The organism is uncultured Shewanella sp. (assembly GCF_947491715.1).
GTDB lineage: Bacteria > Pseudomonadota > Gammaproteobacteria > Enterobacterales > Shewanellaceae > Shewanella.
In genome coordinates this window covers 25398-45406 of record NZ_CANLKR010000029.1, presented here as the reverse complement: position 1 = coordinate 45406, position 20009 = coordinate 25398, and the positions used below count along the sequence as shown (strand labels likewise).

General features: G+C 43.1%; 7 protein-coding genes. All 7 read right to left on the bottom strand.

Annotation, left to right across the window (positions count from 1 at the left end; genetic code table 11):
- Positions 1 to 34 precede the first annotated feature (34 nt).
- The 7 genes from Q0779_RS17555 to Q0779_RS17525 all read right to left on the bottom strand — a co-directional run bounded on the left by Q0779_RS17555 (position 35) and on the right by Q0779_RS17525 (position 19847).
- Entirely contained in the window at positions 35 to 436 is a 402-nt protein-coding gene (locus Q0779_RS17555; protein ID WP_298774550.1) for a 3TM-type holin, read from the bottom strand.
- Between the two features lie 92 nt (positions 437 to 528).
- Positions 529 to 2811 carry a tail fiber protein gene (locus tag Q0779_RS17550; protein WP_298774548.1) on the bottom strand — a complete coding sequence of 761 codons (2283 nt, stop codon included), beginning with the start codon at positions 2809 to 2811 and terminating at the stop codon, positions 529 to 531.
- Between the two features lie 788 nt (positions 2812 to 3599).
- Complete coding sequence (locus Q0779_RS17545) at positions 3600 to 4493, bottom strand: hypothetical protein (RefSeq protein ID WP_298774546.1); 894 nt, start codon at positions 4491 to 4493, stop codon at positions 3600 to 3602.
- Between the two features lie 10 nt (positions 4494 to 4503).
- Positions 4504 to 8199 (bottom strand): contractile injection system tape measure protein, encoded by a 3696-nt coding sequence (locus tag Q0779_RS17540; RefSeq protein WP_298774544.1) that lies wholly within the window; start codon positions 8197 to 8199, stop codon positions 4504 to 4506.
- A 119-nt stretch (positions 8200 to 8318) separates the two neighbouring features.
- Positions 8319 to 13013: a hypothetical protein gene (locus Q0779_RS17535; RefSeq protein WP_298774542.1), complete on the bottom strand. Its 4695-nt coding sequence runs from the start codon at positions 13011 to 13013 to the stop codon at positions 8319 to 8321.
- 9 nt (positions 13014 to 13022) lie between these two features.
- Positions 13023 to 16451 carry a hypothetical protein gene (locus tag Q0779_RS17530; protein WP_298774541.1) on the bottom strand — a complete coding sequence of 1143 codons (3429 nt, stop codon included), beginning with the start codon at positions 16449 to 16451 and terminating at the stop codon, positions 13023 to 13025.
- A 198-nt stretch (positions 16452 to 16649) separates the two neighbouring features.
- Positions 16650 to 19847, bottom strand: a complete 3198-nt coding sequence (locus tag Q0779_RS17525; protein WP_298774540.1) for a hypothetical protein — start codon at positions 19845 to 19847, stop codon at positions 16650 to 16652.
- Positions 19848 to 20009 lie beyond the last annotated feature (162 nt).

The following is a 20009-nucleotide window of genomic DNA, read 5'->3' as shown; positions in this document are numbered from 1 at the left end:
TGTACATGAGTTATTTTACATGGCTGATTTTACGTTATTTGCTCACTCCTTTTAATTTTTCAACCGTTCTGAGTCCCGCAAGGCCTAACATCCCCAAGGTGAGCTCCATCATAATATTTAAGGGCAACTCAGGTGTCCCCACATCAGGAAACAACCACTGCAACACGGGATTGATCACAAAGGCAAATAAAAACCCTAACCCACAAACCCACATTAAAAAGGGCCGCGCCCCAGCCACAAACACACTGCGATGACTGGCCTGAACTTTATTGATTTCCGTCTGGGCTAAAGCAGGCTTTTGCGCCAGTCGCTGCTTGACCATTTCCAGATTCAATCTTTCCTCATCACTGGTAAATAAATCATCCAGTACCGATCCTATAGCGGCCACAGGCTCGGCAACGCTACCTGAAAATAAACTCGATAGTAATCCTGCCATCATGCTCTCCTTAAAGTTAAAATAAAAAGTTAAAACGAAATGAAATAGAAATAAGTGCCTGAATGGCGCAACAATAATAAAACCTTATAAAATTACCCCATCAGTTTCATAATAAAACATAAGGCATAATAGGGTGGCCGATTTTCGTGGGATTGATTCGATCCGCTAGAGTCTACTGAAGCTGAATGTGTATGTTCTCCTTTGGAACTGGATGTGTAGGTTTCTGTTGTTTCTTTTCCTTCTGAACCATCCAAACCATGTGTCACCTCCCCCCCAGCGGCTCCTTTGTCTGCATCAATGGTAATAGTATGCGTATGCTCACCAGCCTCAGAAATAGTCACAACATGGCTATGATTGGGCATTTCACCTTCCGTAAGTACAACTTCATTCAATCCTCCCGTATCTCCAACATTATAAGAACTGCCCGCACCAACAATAAATCGATTTCTTAAATCTGGACGCCCACTGTCCCCATCACACAACGCCCAACCAGAGGGTATATTGGCGCCACTCCACATGATAATACTGCCTTTAGGTAAAATCTGATGAATGGCAGATTCAGTTAATAAGACCTCATCACTGGGTGTTACCTGAGCCGTATTAGCAATATGCGTTATGGTTTGACTGGCTCCCAACTGCAAAGAATCGCCTAATGTCATCGCACCACTCACATTAACAGCATCATCAATCGTAAGTTCTCCGCTACTGTGCCCAGAGGTTAACGTACCTGAAATGGTGACGGTATCCGTATCTTCATTCCCCAACGTCGTATTGCCGTCTACAGATAAAGTTTCACTCACATGCAATGCATCATTCAACTCCAGACTGCCGCTGGAATGCACCGATTGAAGCACACCAGCAAAGGTGACACTATCCGCGTCTTCATTCCCCAGTGTAGTCTGACCGTCTACAGACAAAGATTCACTCACATGCAATGCGTCAGAAACCTCAACAGCATTACTGCTGTGATTGGACTTAAGCTGTCCTCTGATCCTAACCTCATCGGTATCTTCAAGACCTAACGTGGTATTGCCACTGACATCCAATGCCTCTCTAACATATAGCGCATCGTCCACCTCAAGTCTGCCACTGCTATTTGTGGTTTTTAGTTGACCATTAATGATCACTTCATCGGTGTCACTGTCCCCTAAATTGGTATTCCCGTTAACCGTCAAAGCCCCATTCACTGTTAGTGCACCATCAACATCAAGGCTTTCGCTGACATGCACTGCATCATTAATTTCTAATTGATCACTGCTATGAGCGGAAATTAACATGCCTTCAATGGTCACCTCGTCTGTATCACCATCCCCTAAAATCGTACTCCCTTTTACTGTCAAAGCGCCATCCACATTGAGCGCTTCATGAATACGCACATCACCCGCCGAATCGATACCCAAGCGTTCAACAGCGTTATTAAGATCATTATCCATACTGGTGGCTAAACGGATCCCGCTATCAGTTGACGCCCCATGTTTAATGATCAGTGCGTCACCATTAAGAGAAATACTGCCAAGCGCTAAGCCACCTTGCTGTTGTAATAATAATTCAGGATGTGCATTGGTATTGGTGCCAGACTTATCCGCTTCTAACACTAACTTGCAAGCGCTATTCCCGCCTGAAATATGAAAGGTGCTGCTATTGATTTGACTAAAAGGGCTCAAGGTCATGTCACCAAACAAAATCATATTTTGTTCAATATTCAAGTCGGCTTTGGTGATCACTTGCCCTTTAAATAACAATAAGGTATCGGCCGCCTGGCCTAAAACCACATTGCCCTTGACTTCAAATCCTCCTTCCACAAGCAAGTCATCATTCACCGTGGACATAGCATTTACAAGCGACATAGCATTGTTCAATGTACTCAGCGTCGATGTTTCTTCCGGCTGCTTCACTTGTGCTTTTTTTATCGGTAATTGTTTTATTTGGCCTTGTTTTATGTATGTTTGGGTTAATGCCAATGTCACATTCACATTGAGTTCAGTCCCTGAACGCTTCTCAAGTAGCGGATTGTCACTGGCCAGAAGGGCAAACAAGCTGCCATCGGCTAAGTAAAACCCCATTTCATAGATATCATAATCCGCTTTGAGTGTCGGGATCTGCTCATCGGTAAGCCTCATGATAAGCTGCCAGCTGGTTTGCCCTTGCGCCAATTGCTCTGGGGTAATCGTCAGGCCATTCTCACCACTCCAACGTTGACAAACATGCTCAAGCGTTGACATCACCCCCATGGGTCTATCGCCGCGAGGCGCATTCGGCGCGCCCACTCCAACCTTAGCTTGAGTCAGTTGCAACACCTTGTTTGCTCTGTGCGCCGCTTTGAGCTGGCGCTGCCCCTCTGCCGTTATCACAGCTTGTATTGAAATAAATGACATCGACATCCCTTCTATAAAAATAAATAGCTAAAAATAAATGCTAAAATAAACAATAAACAACCTGAAAATTGAAAAGTACTCGGTACTAGTACTGGATATGATTGTAATTAATATTGAATCGCCTTGCCTATTCAAACATGGGCCTAAATAGGGCTTTTTTGTTCCTTAGTTTTATTCTCCCACTTCCTCTTAACTTTTCTATTAAACTTCTCACCTAATAAAATTCCCACCTAAACTTTGCCATTAATATGGATTTAACCTTTATTGACAATAATAAAAAACAAATCAAAAAGGAATAAGGCTAAAAATGAATAAACGCATAAAGACATGACGTAATGGAAGCCATTAAAATGGTTTCACCCATTGACTGAAAATGAATAAAAATAGCGATACAGTTGAATGAATAAACAGAGAATTAACAAACAGAGAATAAATAAAGAATAAACAAAAAATAAATAGAGAATAATGCCATTACCTAATACCAGTCTAATTCCAGTCTAATTCCAGGCAGGCTCCGCCATTTAAGATTTGCTTATATTAATGCTTATACTAATGCTTATACTAATACTTATATCAGTATTTTTTACATGGTACCTGAATAATGACAGAGACAATGCTTGAATAACAATATAATAGAATTAACTGCTTTTCAGCGCCTTCGAAAAATGCACAAGTTTCTTCACTTTTAGCACAATGACACTGACTACCTATTTCTGTCGTCCCAATACGAAATCTAAGCGCCGCTTACTACCACTAGCGAATATGAGCGGCCTCATTGCGTCAATCCTTTAGGCTAAGGGCACCATTTCGGCACGCCGAGAAAGCAGAATATAGCGAATGAAATCCGAAAGAATGTCATGGATCTCTTGGTGTGTATGACGTTCTTCACGATGATAGCTGCCTTGGTCTTGTTGATGTTGGCTGTCATGGTGTTGATGTTGGCTGTCATGGTGTTGATGATGGCTATCATGGTGTTGATGACGGCTGTCATGGTATTGATGACGGCTGTCATGGTGTTGATGTTGGCTATCATGGTATTGAGGACGGCTGTCATGGTGTTGATGTTGGCTATCATGGTGTTGATGACGGCTATCATGGTGTTGGCTATCATAGTGTTGATAATGGCTATCATGGTGTTGGTGACGGCTGTCTTGATGAAAAGAGTGAAGCGGAAATATTCGACTTTGCATCTTTCTATTACTGAACTGACATTCAATATTGTCTTCTTGTGCCACCCTATAGAAACGAATGATATTATGAGAATGAATATTTTTACTGGCCACCTCCCCTTCTTTTACAGGCACATCCGCAATATGTAAGATCACTGCCACCACAAATGAAGTACTCATGTCATTGCGTGTTAAGGTGACTATTTCTTCCGTTATCCCACTGTGAAATCCATGTTCGCAGAGTACCTGTTGCGCATTTTCCAGTAAGGGCCTAATGTGCTTTTTCAAGTCATGGTGAATGCTTTTTAATTTCGCCCATTCAGCTTTATTTTGCCTCTTATCAGCCTGGACTTGCAGCATTTGATAATGTTCATCATGAGTGTCATGGCGATGTATAATGTGTTCAAGATCCTCATCATAATCGTCTAAATAATCATAGTCTTCACCACTGGGCCTATTGATAATAGGCTGCTCACATTCTTGACATATTGCTTCATGATCCCTGTTTGCCATAGTTAATCCTCTACCATAGTACTTGCAGTAATTGTTTATCCAACCAAGGTAGGCTTATCATGCCAAGCCCCCAAGGTAATTTCGTCATTAGCACATCTTGCGCCTGTTTTTCCACCACTAACTGATAACCTAACGTTGATTTAACGCATTGCACTTGCCTGAATAAGAACATGTCTCTAAAACTACCAATAGGCATGGTTTTTAATGCCTTCCAATGACCAATCACCGCCTGTAGTAAATGCTCACAAGCCGCTTTATCCTCTTGGTTAAGAACGATTTCGGTTTCAACCCAAGTATCAGGCTCTAAGCCTGAGAGTAGATTCGCCACAACATAGACACTTTCTGTCGACGACTTTACCAACATATGTACCAATAATGCATGTGCTGTTAACTGGGCTGACTCATCGACAAAACGCATTTCCCCCTTCTCATTAGTTGTCAATAAGCTCAACTGATTAAAGAAAGTCTGTAAAAAAGGCCATAACAGCAATAATCCACCATCTAAGCTGATTAACTCTTGTTCTTGCTCCCTCTGTAATAAGTGGATCTGTTGGCTTTTAACGGCTAATGCTTTCATTAAAGCCTGCAAATGCTCTTTTCCATGAATCGATAACGACTGAGACTGACAGCTTGCTAATCTTTCTAAACTGAGCGCCGCTCCTTGATGATAAGGCGCCAAAGGGGCTAACTGCTTTGCAATTTGATCATGATCCGTTGCAAGCGCAATCTCAGCAACATTCAGTTGACTCACTCGAGTCAGTGCATGATGATCGACAGATAAACATTGACCTAAAAGACGGCTATCACTGACAACAACACTGCTCGAAACATTAGAAACACTAGAAACACTGGCAATACGGTTTGAAACGCTTGCACTGGTAACATTGTTCGACACACTCTCACTGGCCACACTGTTAGAAACACTCTCACTGGTAACATTGTTAGAAACACCGGCACTGGCAACATTGTTAGAAACACCAGCACTGGCCACACTGTTAGAAACACCAGCACTGACGACATTGTTCGACACGCTCTCACTGGTAACATTGTTAGAAACACCAGCACTGGCAACATTGTTAGGAACGCTTGCAGTGGTCACATTGTTCGACACACTATCGTTCAACAGCTGTTTTCTTGACTGTGTTAACAATTTATTGCATAAAAAGGTGCTCAGCTGCTGTAACGAATGGAGGAGTATTTTGCCTCTTTCCATGTCTTCAGGCTTAGCCTCTTTAAGCCTGACGTTTAATACCATAAGACTGCGCTCACTCCAGGTTTTTATGGCATTAAAATAATGACTGTTGCTTTGTAGCGTCATAATGGGTAACGCCAGTACAGAGACTAATAAGTTGGCTTGCTGACGGATCAAAACCGCAATATTGATAACGGGATCAGGCACACTCGCATCAAATCCATTAAACTCAATCAATGACGCTTCATCAGCACGCTCCGAGGTTGCTTTCTCCATCTTTTCCTTGCTGGTGTTAAGGGCTAATACCATCTCTTCAACTGCGATATTCGGCTCATAACTCACAGTAACCAAGGGCAACCACCAGCTCTCCCCCTCAGCTGTGACATCCTGCTTTCGTTTCTCCAAAACAAATATTTGCTTTTTCAACGCATTGCTAAACTTATCGAGAAAAAATATCTCATCAGGTTCAACAAGTTGTAAGCTACTAATAAATAAATATAAATGTACACATTCTCGGTATAAGCAATGTTCGGAAAAAACACTCATCGATGGCTCTTCAGTAAATCTGCTCAGCCCTGAGTGAAACAACTTCATCATCTGATGGTATTCATTGTCCCCACCCAGTTGCTGAATAAAGCGCGCTAACAAACCAGCGACTTTTTGAGCAAGATTACGCTCAATCTGATAAAAAGAGTCAAAGCCTGCTCTTTTACACCTAGCACCTTCATTCTGACTAATATCTTCATTTGACTCATCAAGGAGCTCAGTGCTCGCGCCTTGATCTTTCTCCAATGAAGACAGTGCCATTATTAGCTTCTGCAAAGCGATATCATCACTTGTTTGTAAAAAGCGACTCACTAATAACGAATGAGGCGTAGGTAAATGTTGTTTGAGAAATTGCAAAGCCAACAATAGCGGCTGTAGGCGTTTTTTGTCATCAATGGTTAAAACAAACGTATCCTCAGAAAAATCAATCGAGTTTAAACACGAAACCAGTCCTTGCCAAAGGCCTATCTCATCTTCAGATAATCGCTCATCTTTACTGACTAATACGCTTTTTTGTGTTGTCACATTATCCGCTAACTGACACCAAGTTTTTACTTCAGCAAGCAGCGCTAATTCAGGGGATTGTAAACTGAAGGTCTCATCGCTCTTTATTATCCTATCTAATGCCTTATGTAATCGATCATATAATCCCAAAGGTAAGTAAGTAAATGATAATACTCGGTTAATCGCAGAGATAATCTCTTTTCTGCTTAAGGCTAAGGGCGCATTCAATACTGCAGAGAAACGACGTTCTAATCCATGAAAATCGGTCACTTCGCTAGGTTTTTCAGAAAATAAAGCCAATGCTTTCAGCGTGCTCTCAATAATATCCGCAGGCAAAACCCACGCTTGCTGTAACCACTCTTTTATTGCAGCCAGTGTTACTTGTAATTGAAGATCTGTACCAGAAAAGCGCGATAAATACGCTAATTTCTGTAATAACAAACCTAATGCTTTTTTCACCGCAGTAAAATTATGCCACTTAGGCTGCGTGATTACCGGCTGCACCCAAGGTGATTTATCCAATAAACGAGTCAATCCAGTAATATCTCCTTCATTAATGCCTTGGTACTCAACAATATTGATCCAATTTATCATCGCCTTAAATAACCGAGTATTGACCCCTTGCTTTAAATGATGACGTAACTGCCCCATGATGTGATCAAGCTTAGCTTGATGCTTGTCTTGCTTAGAGGTGAGTGCTAACGCATAGGTTTGCAGTGACAACAACAAGGCTTGCTTTTTATACTCCATTGATTTAGCAGTGTGTTGAGAAAAATAACTTAAATGTTCTAGGTAAAGCTGCCACATTTGTTGCTTCACTTTTACTGATAACACTGGATGCAAGAAGCAATGTAGCTGCTGCTCGATGTATTCTTGTGAAAACAACAAGGGTATTAATACCGCTGCGTCGGAGATATCCTTCTGGATTGCCAATAAGCTGGCCATATTTTTTCGGCATTTAGGTAATAATATCCACGATTTTAATGCTTGTTGATTACTCGAATTTGAGTGTAAACATTGAAGTAATACGGCTAACAATCTTGAGGTGAGCTGTTGTGTATTCACATCAAAAAAGATGCCGCGAGAATACAGGAGTCCAGACTTTATCTCCCGCCACCCGCTTACGAGTTGAGCTTGACTAGCATTATGACGACTTTGTCTCATGCCCAGCTCGACAGACTGTCTTACACTTTGCTCTATTTTAGGAAAAATAAACCGATAAAAGTAATCCATCGGAGTTTGCATAAATGCATTAAAATCAATTTGCGGCAAGTCAATATGAATATCAGGCAATAATAATGCTTCATTCAAATTATTATCAACTCCTCCCCATATATCTGACGACAATTGTTCAAATGATGACACCACTAAAGACTTCAGCACTTGTTCAAGTTCGGTGGCATCTTCTGGCCTATGACGGTGATATTGAATATCCAAGTGCAGGTTATCAATGGCTAATAACATGGTTCTAGCCCTCTACTATTGATCTCTCCCCGAACGATTCAAGTTGCACCTTCAATCGGTTGGGGATAAATAGCCGATCTCCCGGCTAATGGTTTATACCCATTCTCTTTTCACTTAGCCTAGATATTATCAGTACGCCAATAGTGTTTATGATGAATAATCGGTCCATCAAGATACAATCCATGCCAATAATATTTCTCGTCATGATGATGTCCCTCTGCTGACGATTGACAATTATTGGCGTAAATATGTTGACCTTCTGTAGCATGATTACTTTTCCAATAGCCCTCACAAATAAGGTTTTTACACAGGTATGCGCCACCTCCTTGCATCGATGCGGTATTATTGATGGATTGCACTTTGCTGTTATGACAGTAAGCGGCTCCTCCTCCGTACTTAGCCACACAGTCTCTTGCGAATATGTTTGAATCGGCTAAACCATATGCACCGCCTCCCGCATTATTTTCTGCACTGCAATACTGAATATTCAAGGCTTCGATATCGCTCACAGTATGATTTTCTATCTCTCTATGGGCATAAATCGCACCGCCATCTAATGCTGATTTATGATTAATAATACGACAATTAAGTTGACAATATCGAGCATATTTGAGCTCAAAAGCACCACCCGATCCAGAGTAAAGATAATGTTTTCCATCAAAGGTGAAGCCGCTCATTTTAATCCCTTCAACCAAAGCTAATGCGCTATCCCCTTGGATAATAAAACGGCAAGCCCCGTTTGCTTTGACAATATAAGTGCTCTTTTCATTAAAACCTATCACACTCACACCTGTACCTAATCTCACTGGGTTTTTCAAAAGATACTCACGACTGACGGCACTGTGCCTCATAAGAGGAAAGAGTAAAATAGTGGTATTGTCTGGTACAAATGTCAGCTCGCCGCCATTAAAGACAGCATCGAATTCCGTTTGATTATTGATGATCAATGTTTGACTGTTGCCAAATCCCCAAGCCTTCTCATCAATATAGGTTTTCACTGCAGCCTGTGTTGGTAAAATAGCATCTGAGCTGTCATCTCCCCCTAACGTGACATCATCAGACACATTGGTGATCTCATGACCCGTTGCAAACGTTAGCGCTTGCTGTAAGATCACTTTATCTGCCGTTAATGCTGATGAGATATGGACATCCCCTTGTACATCAAGCGTCGCTGAAGGCACTGAACAATTCAGCCCTAAACGACCACTGGCATCTAAGGTGAGCGCCCTGCTCTCACTATTAACAAGGTCAGCTTGATTGACTGCATTCGACTGAGAAGTTCCGACTATATCCACAATCAATGCCGCCTGTTCAGAGGTCGCCTTTAAATGAACTTGCGCCAGCGGTTTATCGATATCTCCCCCAATGGCAAGTGTGTCATCCAACTGCACTTTGCCTTTAAGTCGACTCGCTCTGTTCACCGTTAAGGTATTTTCAAGCAGTGTTGGCGGGGTCAAAGTCACCGCTGCATCAACATTGGAAACGGTCAAGTCCCCTCTTAAATGGGTCAGGGTGTTCACCTCTAAATTCGCACTGAATGTCACATTATCAGTCACATCCAAGGTACTGGAAAAACGCCCCGCTCGACTTACATCGAGTGTATTACCGAGCCTCGTTTGCCCTCTCACATCTAAGGTATCTTCCAGCACAGTATTATCATTTACCGTTAGATCGGAATGAAGTACCACATCCCCCCAAACATCCGCCCCATGATACAGGGTCAATGGTCCGCGAATTTCTACAGCGTCTTTGACGAATACCCCTCCCTGGATCTCCGCCTTGCCGCGCACATCTAATTGAGCTGTTGGCGATTCCGTTCCCACACCCAATTTGCCATCAGAGAACACCACTGGACTGTCATTTTCAAACATCACCTTAAACGCGCTGGCATAATTATTTTGAAATACACATAGCTGCGCCGTTCTCGCTTCATCATTATCTGGACAATGTAAATCACCGATCACCGTCTGTCCATTAAGCTCAGACACCCCATGCACTTTGATGTTACTGCTAAAGGTCGCTAATTGATCGACATATAAGCAGTTATCTAAATAGGCCTGCCGTTTGACATGTAAATCTTGATGAACCTTGGCAGTGCCCGCCACTTCTAGCATGTCACTGGGTTCATCAATGCCTATGCCCAATTTACCTTGCTTGAAAATCAAACCATGATCATCTCCCCCAACACCATCGATTTTAAACGCCGTTTTTTTGGCATCGGTTTGATGAATATGCAAACGGGCTTCAGGTGTTAGAGTTGAAAAGCCAATATCACCGGATACCATCAGGTTATCTCGAAAATCCGCCCTTTTATCCACGGTTATTGACAATCCGGTGTCGTTATTTCCTTGAATATGTAACTCATCTTCTGCGGTTATTCTCCCCGTCACCGTTAATGTTTGACTGAAATCCGCAGCGCCTGAGACACTCAAATTATCGTTAAACGTGCCGCTAGCACTCACAGTAAGGCCGTTGTCAACAATAAGCGCATCGGAAACGGTTAATGACTGGCTGATGGCACCATGGCCGTTAACATTCAACGCAAATTCAGTGGCTACATTATCAGTCAAACCGTTATAACTGACAGTCAAGGGCCCGTTAACCGTAACCGCATCATTTAAAAACGCTGCACCCTGCAGGCTGAACTGGTCCGTGATAACAGCAGATCCGGTAACATCAAGTGCAGTCAGTTCACTGTTATTGTCTTCGATCACCAAACGGCCGGCTATTTTGGCATCCCCCTGCAAAGCAAAGTGATAATCAGACAGTGGCGTATTCATGGCCAACTTACCGGCCAAGGCATGGATATAGTCAGGGCTTTGGCTATGTTTTATTTTAAAAGCCATTACCTCTGCGTGCTGAGTTAAGGTAAAGGTATTTTCATTGATATTAACGAGGGCATTAACGTTCAAATCACCAGTAATCCCTGTATTACCAAAAATATTAAAAGGCACTGGGGTCGAAGCGGTACCTAAGCTCACCTGTGTGCTGTTTGCACTAAATGAAGCTGTATCCGTTCCAGCTCCTTTGATCTGAAAACCACTGGCAAAGGTGGCATTGCCATCAAACAAACTTGCCGCCCCCACATGAAAATCTGCTTCAGGCATAAGGCAATGAAAACCAATTTTATTAGCATGACTAGAGAGTAAATCGGTCTCTGTATCACCATTTTTATACTTAACATGAATCGCTTTCGGAGTCTGCGTATCTGAGGTTAGACAAAAACGAGCATGCTCTGCAGAGTCACTGCTAATATCATGGCCTGACTCACCCACCGATAAGTGCTTACTAATGCTGGTATCGGTTAAGCTGGATAAACCGGTCACCGTTAAGCTGTTTGCCTGAGTATTGCCTTTAACGGTTAAATTCACCTGGTTGCTATCAAGACCGATATTCACCTGAGCTTTTTTAACGCGAATAACGTCTTTGTTTTCATAATCGCTGACCAACAATGCCGAGCTGTCTGCTCCGGCCCCTTTGATCTGAAGTACAGCATCAACAGTGCTATCATCAGGTAAACCAACCGCTAATTTTTCCCTGACATTGGCCTTCTGCGCAGATAATTGTGCTTTTGCATTTAATTTGTCATAAACATCAGTTTCTTGTAATGATGTCAGTCCCTTAGCATTAACATCGACATTAAAGGTGGCTGAAGCCTCAGACTGCGGGCCGTTCACTTTGGTAATATGCCCCCCCACCACTAAGCTCCCGGTATCACTTTTGCCGCTGATAATTGCCGATGATGCTGATAGCGCCCCATTCACATCCGTAGACCCTGCCGTTAAAAGCCCGGTAACAGTGAGCGCACCATCAACCTGGGTACGGGAATTTAACTGAATTTCGGCATCACTGTCATTTTCAGCCACTTTAATCTTAACCAAGGTTTTATCATTTTTACGAATATTAACCAGCTCATTTTCACCAGTACTATCAACATCCAGCATAGCAGCGGGACTGGCCGTGCCGATCCCCACTCTGTTTTCCACCGATAGACTGTTACCCATTCCCCCCATGGTCTCGCTGGTTCCAATTCTGACATTACCGATAACCTCCAGTAAATTTTTCGGATCGGCATTATTAATACCGACTCGGCCATTGCCTTTGACAACCACCGGAGATGGATCTTCCGTAGTATCCTCTAATCTTAATAAATCTTGCGTTCCATTGACTTTGTTTTGAATGTTTAACAATGCATCTGCAGTCGTTGATGCTACACCACCAATATTGACCGCTTGCTGAAATTCAGCTCGACCTTGTACGGTTAACGCTTGCTCTGTGCAAACATTTCCGGTGACATCCAACCCATTATTTAACTGGATATGTCCGTTAGCCGTTAATTCTCCGTCAGCCGTTAACTCGCCACTAAGACTCATATTCCCCGTCAACTTAGTATTACCAGTGACATCAAGGGCATTGATCTCGCCCATAGCGCCTGCTTTTGCCACCGCAACACCACCGTCAAAGCTTGCTGATTTATGGACTTCAAAGCGCTGATAAACCTTAAGAGCTTCACTGCCTTCCTCACCAGCCAATACCAATTGATCGGCTATATTTAGCTGATCATGACTTATAAAACTGCTCTTTTCGACTGAGGCTGTTAGTGCATCCGGAGCGGTCACGATTATCTTTTTGTTCGTGGTTATAGTATCCGAACCAACCTCAATACCATCATCAAGCTGGTTTATGCTTGAGTCGATTAAATCAGCAAAATCATTTCCGGTCGGGGTTTTATTATCTGAAAATTTATTTTTTAGATCGCCGCGACTGCCTGTTTCAAATGCTTGCTCATCAAGGGGCGTTTGCGTATTACTCATGTGAATTCCTTATATTTTATTTGGCTCAGTAACACCAACAGTTAATTGGGGGATATATTGAGTTTCAGAGGGATTATTGGTTTCAGGGTTAATCGTAGCGATACGCACGGGTGCTGGAATTTGCAAATAATCCAATGGCTCAAAGCTTATTCGAAAGTTGCTACCTATTGTCCCTCTGGATATGGGGTGTGGATTAACCAGCTGTTGAATTTTATGGTGGCAAATTTCATTGAGAATATCATCAGCAGAAACATTCGAATAAGCGTCTGAATGACTTTCTAAAAGTTCAGAAAGGTTCACTTTGAGCTCACAAACTTCAAGCCTGATATGATCTTCTTCATGCAGCCAGAGCTTGATAAGGTCAATAAGCTCCCCCCAGGATGCTTTTGCATATTGATAGTTGCTCTTAACGATCAAGGCCGCATCTAGGCCATCATAAAAGCGGCTGTTTGCTGCAAATATTGCCTGAAGACAAGTCGTTGTTTCCTGCTTATTTTGATGACTAAGCAACTTTGCCCTGTCTTCTTCAGCCAGCCAAGGGTGTAATACTGCGGCTAAATCATTTCTAATAAGCGAAGCATAATTCGGGATATGTTCAAGCACAGCTTGCTTATCAACACTCAGGTAATCATCAGGGTGTTGACTAAAAAGATGACTTAAACTGCTAGCAACTTCTTCCATTGTCGTACCTGACAACAAACCTTGATGACTCTCTTTTAACCAAGGTTCAACCGTAGCAATCAGTTGCTCAGGGCTAAGCACGGGTTCAAACAAGTCCAAAACTCGGCTTTGCAAAGAATCCGGCTGTTTGACAAAGTGCCTGAGTAAGCGGGCAAAGTTAGCAATTAAAGCAATAATACCCAATTCCCGTTCAAGCATTTTTTGGTGGTTTTGTTGTAGCCAGGGTTTTATGCCATTAAGTAGCTGACCACCCGGTTGCCCAAAGATAGCGCTTTGTTCAATAACGGTCTTGGCATCTAATTCACCATAAATATCGGGGTTTTCTGCGAATATTTTTTCCAGTGTTATTTGATAATCTACAAGGTTTTTATCATCAAACTTATTTCTATCAGCAGCAGCCAACCAGGGAGTGATAGCGTCTTTTAGAAAAACACTTTCCGAGGCTTCATAACGCTGAATATTATCCATAACCACCTGAAGATCGATATGAGGGTAATCCTCTGAATGCCGGTAAAAAATGCCAGCTAAACTTGCTGCTAATCCCGAACGGGACAAACCTGAAAAGTGTCCAATAGACAAGGGGATTTGCGTTAAGGCATTAAGTCCTGCGTAATAAAGGCGTTCAAACAAGCTCATCATCGAACGGGGTAATTGAATAAAATAAGCACTTAAATGCACAGGCGATAGCCGACTGATTTGCTGCTGACACAGCTGCTTAAACTCCTTGTTATTCAAGCGGCTTGGCCATTGCGGCGCAATGAAATATATCCCCTGTTCCAGAGCGTCATCGGGGCCTGCGCCAAAACGCAGTAACTCACTTTCCAACAAATAAAAACTTTCCCTGTTATTGGTGGCAAGCGGGATCTGCCCTGGATGAGAAAACCCCAAAAAAGACATCAGTCGGTGAGAAAGTCCGGCGCTATGGTGTTGCTGAATATCCGCAGACAAATAGTTAAAACCACCGGAGCGGTCTCGGCTTAATATTGGATAGTCATTGATGATTTTGGACAACTCAATAACTTGTTTAAGCGTTACCAGTTTATCCAGCAAAGGTTGGTCAGTGCTGATATCCGGTGGTATTGGCGCAAAGTCCTGTAAATAATGGCCAAAAACTGGGCCGTATTTCAGTAAATTGGCATCCAGCATGGTTTCGGCAAAACGAGCCAGTAAATGTTCCAGGCTACGTTTAAGTCGGTCTAACTGCAGCTGGCTTAATACCGGTTCAGCAAAAGCCTGAAAACCTTCCAGCTGATAAGTGCTAAAATAATCCCCAATTAAACGCTCACTGCCGCTGATATCCAAAACCGGCTGGCTTAATTGCGTCAAAGGTAATAGCCGAATATCTTGCCAGAATTGACCTATTTGTATCGGTGCCAAAGGTTCGCTGGCCAGCATCTTGTCGAAGATCTCAGCCAAACGCGAAAAAACATCCTGATCCGGCAAAGCCAATAACTTTCTTAAATTTTCCACCTGGGCACACTGATCCGCCAAGACCTGATCAAACAAGGTCAAAAAACCTTTGAACTGCATAATATTAGCCAACTCAGCGGTGTCTATATCCCCGTCGAGCCGCGATTCTGCCAACTTATACATGTCAGGAAATTCATGTTGCAAAGAAATATATTGCTTCAACTCACGATAACGGCCAGTAACGTATTCATCAACAACATGACTCAATTCCCCCGTTTTACCCTCCAAACCGGCAATTTCTGCGAGTTTATCTTCAATGCTTTGTTTATCGGCTTCGGTTAGCTGATACGCCTGACCATCAATTTCTATTGCCATATTCGCCAAGGTGAGCGCAATATCCAGCCGGGGAGCATGTTCGGGTAGTATTTTAAAACGCCAGTTCAGGTACTGCTCGCCATAATTGAGAGTATCCCCGGATAAAGGGGAGAAAAAAAAAGAGGTGATGCGTTTTAAACCGCGTAAACCATCCAGCGCCTCCAATACGTCAGAGGCATAGATCACCTCAGGCATATCAAGACGTTCAACATCCTGTTCACGGATAAAACCATTACTGAGCAAGGGGCCGTCATAAATATCATCCCCGGTATAACCCGCCCCGCGCAAGGTTTCCTTACTGTAACGCTTAACACCCGGAGACAGGACTTTTCTAGTACGATGTAAAACATCAGCAATCGCCGTCACAACACTGCTAATGTTTTCAAAAGCCAATGAAAACGCAACGGCCAGTGCATGCTTTTCTATTGGAATAATGGCATTGAGATCCTGATTAACATTACGCCCGGCTATAAAGCGTTGGCGGATATCTGCAAACAGACAGCATTTTTCTTCAGTTGTTTTATCACTCCAGTCATCATCAAGATCCACCCGAATATTGACGCAACCGGTCACATGCTCCCCTGCGCCTTTATCATCAATGATTGGATAAACATCGGCATTCTTGACTCCGGGAATATCAATAACAGCCCGGCGGTGATCCGCCAAGGTAACCGCATTTGACGGTAAAATTTGTGATGCCAGAAAAAAAGGCTCTTGGTTAGCGCCAGCAGCATCAGGATCCACCGCAAGCAATTCACGCATGGGAAAATCCAGACGATAGCTTAAGTCGGAAATCACAAACGCCAACACATCAAGCAAGGTAATACCCGGATCGCCAGTATTATGATCTGTCCAATTTTCAGCACAAACGGTTTGAACTAATGCCAGCGCCTGCTCTTTTAGCAGTACGCTGTTTTGAGCACTTTCAGCCAATGCGCTATCTGAAAGTGCCGCGAGATTTTCTTGTGTCATAGTGACCCCATATAAAACCTGGGCGAGTCTGATCCAAATACAGACGGCCCAAAGTTACCCGATAATTAACAGACGAAATAAATGAGACTTTGAGAAAAAAGAGGATGTTTTGATTAGGGGGCTGTTTCTGCTGTTTTTACTCTCTGGAAAATAAATCGGCAGGAAACGCTTAAAGCGCTTTATGGTTAAAATAAAAGCTTAAGTAACCTTAAAATCCAAGTCTATTCGCCACTTACCTACCCCCTCAAAAAGTGCCGTGTCACTATTGAATAAGCTGATATTGTGATTCTGTGCAGGAACCAAAATAGAGGCAGGTTCACTTGGCTCTATTTTATTCTCGCCTTTCCCCCGATATTGCCTGCTCTCACCATTGGCCAGCGCCTGGCTGGCACGCATAACATAAATACTGTCGACCGCATCATGACGCTCAAGCACAGCCGCAAGCTCGGTAAGATAGATTTCTTTCGTCAAGACCTGACTTGTTGACGTGATTCCATTCCAGGGCGTCATATAATCAATAATGATCTGATTCAGCTGACCTTCTATGCTTTCAATATCAAAGTCTGGGGATATTTGTGCAAACAGCTCTAACTGCACCACTTCATAATCAGGGTCAAGCACAGTTGTCGTTACTGCCAGAGGTGATATCTGTTCAACATAAGCTTGTATTTTACGTTTTAAATAGAGCGGCACCTTAGGTTGTAAAATATCAAGATTAAAATTCACCGGCACCACAAGAATAGCCACTTTGGCCAGTAACGGTTCTGTTGCCGTTTGCTCAGTTTTAACATTCAAAAAGCAGCGCACTAAAAACAACTCAGGAAATTGTGCCAATAATAAATGCTCGTAATCCCAGGCGGTTACCGCCCTGTTTTTGTGCCTTAACCGTTCGCTGGCCCGTATTGCCAATTCAGCCGCAGGCTCAGCACTTTTGCCTCCAAATGACGGATAGGGTTGTAATACCTGCTCAACCCTTGGCTCTGCTTCAACCAGCTCGCTAATACTCTCTGCCGGTAAAGGCTGAAGAAAATGGCTTGGATCATTGTCCAGCCCAACTAACTCAACCACAACCCCCTGCGCATATATATTATTAATTCTGGAATACAAAGCATGATCACCCTCAGAGATAGCATCTTCACCAATTGACAACCGGATCCAAAAGCGGCTATCGCCGATAAAATTCGGGCCTATCGCCAATTCCGGCAATTCAAAGGTCACCACACCGCTGTCGAGCAGTTTATAGGTTGAATCTTCGATGATCCTGGCACTGCCGGGATGACTGTTATCAAAGAAAGTCCAACCCGAGTCCGTCAAATAATGCCAGTCAACCTTAGGCGTATTTTTTATATTACTGCCATCCACGGGATCAAGTTGAAAATACAAGCGAAACTGACCCGGCGTAACAACGCCGGACAGGCCAATATAAAGATAACCCAACGCATCCAATTGCGGTAAAAGAGCAAAGGCATTGGCTCCTTTTTTTTGAATATCTTGACGACCAAGTGGATGAATATGCTGAATTTTATTATGTTCACTTACCTGGTCCAGATTAAAATTAATCTGGCTCTGATAATTCAATAGCAGCGAGTCCAGCATAGGTGTATAGGGTTGGTTCACCTCAAGCGGTGTTTCACCTAAGTTTGGATCTGCTGGCTGGCTATAAAACGCCATATTTAAATAGGAGGTATATTGCACCACCTGCGAGTATTCCCCATGGCCAAAATCATTTTGGCTTAATACTAAACTAAACCATTTTGGCCACTGGTTTGCCTGTTGTGTTTCTAGCGATAAATTGGCATATGAGTATAAATTTGTCTGCGGTTGACTAATAAAGATCAGCTGATGTTGATCCAGGTTATTAACAGGCGCATTCGGGCTAAATATCGTTTGCCCGCTAAAAGCGGTATCTAAACGGTCAGAATGATAAATAGTGACTAAGTTTTCAGTCCAAGTGACTGTTGTCCCTTCATCCGCCTGATGCTGACGGTAATCGAGGTAAGCCTGATAATGTTTTTGCCAATCTACCGGCCGATCTAACCAACTAAAGGTTAAACTGGCCTGCTCAACCCGTTTAACCAAGAGCTCAGGATGAGTAAATTCAAACTTAGCGGCAATGCCGGGTTCACTGCCAAAAGGCGTAAACGGGCTGGCCGTGTCTAAATTTCTCTGGCTATTATTGGCAACGATGCCAGAAACACCGACCACCTTCACGGTTAAATGGATATTGTTAAAAACCCCCTTTCTGAGCAGCTCCAAGGCTTGTTTATCCGTATCATCCAGCTCCTTGTCATACATACTGGCTTTAAGGATAAAAGACAAATAAGGGCTTTTGGGCAACAATGCCTGAGCTTCCACAGACAAGCTTTCATCCAGGTAATGACTAATGGCAGGAAATAACCTTTCAAGCCGAATCGTTAAGTCGTCCTGCGGGCTCAATACGGTACAAAATGGCGTGTCTGATGTCAGCGGCAACATACCTTCCACGCCAGAAATAGCCAAGTCGAAATACCGCAAAATATCAAAATCGGGAAAGGCTTCCCCTTCTTTAAAGTCAAATTTGAGATCCAGTGTTCGAAGACCTCCAGACAAATATAATTCGGGTGATGCTAAGGTAAAACCAAGCGCAGGTGACAACTGAATATCAGCATTACTCAACTGGCTTTCACCAAAGGTTAATACGCCATCAGCAGGCATTTCAATATCTTGTCCTAGATCAGCACAAGTGGTTAATACTAAAGCATCCGTTGTTTTATGCCGAGAAAGAGTAATTACTTTATCCACACTGGCATGAGTGAGTAAGGTATTACTCTTAGTTTGATACACTAAGGCATTGCCCGCCTGATCTGCCCCGCCATCAAATTTTGTGCCTTTTAGCAAGGTCATTGCCGGCACATCATCACTGAGAATCAGCACTACATGGCTTTTATCGGGCACCGGTGCTCGCGTTTTAAATCCTAGTACCTCACGATAGTAATGTTGTTGATGCCGCCGAGTAAAACGTTTGTATTGCTCAAAGGGGTACTGCATCATAGTGAAAAAAGCCAGCAAGACCGAAATATCGGGCCGCGTAGCCAGGGCTTTAATGTCATCGGTAACGGGTTCACCGGCTAATAACCCTTGTAACGCCAACGCCTGCTCGGCATCTGGTAATGCGGCTAACCAGTTACCCTTTATATTGAGTGTCTGTGTATCGATAAAGTTTAATTGAGAGGCAAAACCGCGCATATACGCTAACCAGCCACTAAAGCTTCGCTCTTCCATAGCAAAATAATCGGACGACAGTTGCGCCAGACCTCGCGCACTTTGTACATGCCCCGTCGCCTCAAACGTGACTGGCATCAGCTCCTTTGCAGCTGTTTCAGTCGGAGCGGTAGATTGATTACTGGTATAGGTCATAACAAGATCCTAAAGTGAGGATGGCATAAATAACCGTTTATGCCAGAACATAACCGGATAACTTATAATAGAAAATACTTATCTAAAAAGCGTAAGCCTAGAGAGAATCAGTTTAGAGGTAAGGACCATCACAAAAACAATTGATTTTTTATGGGTAAAGTG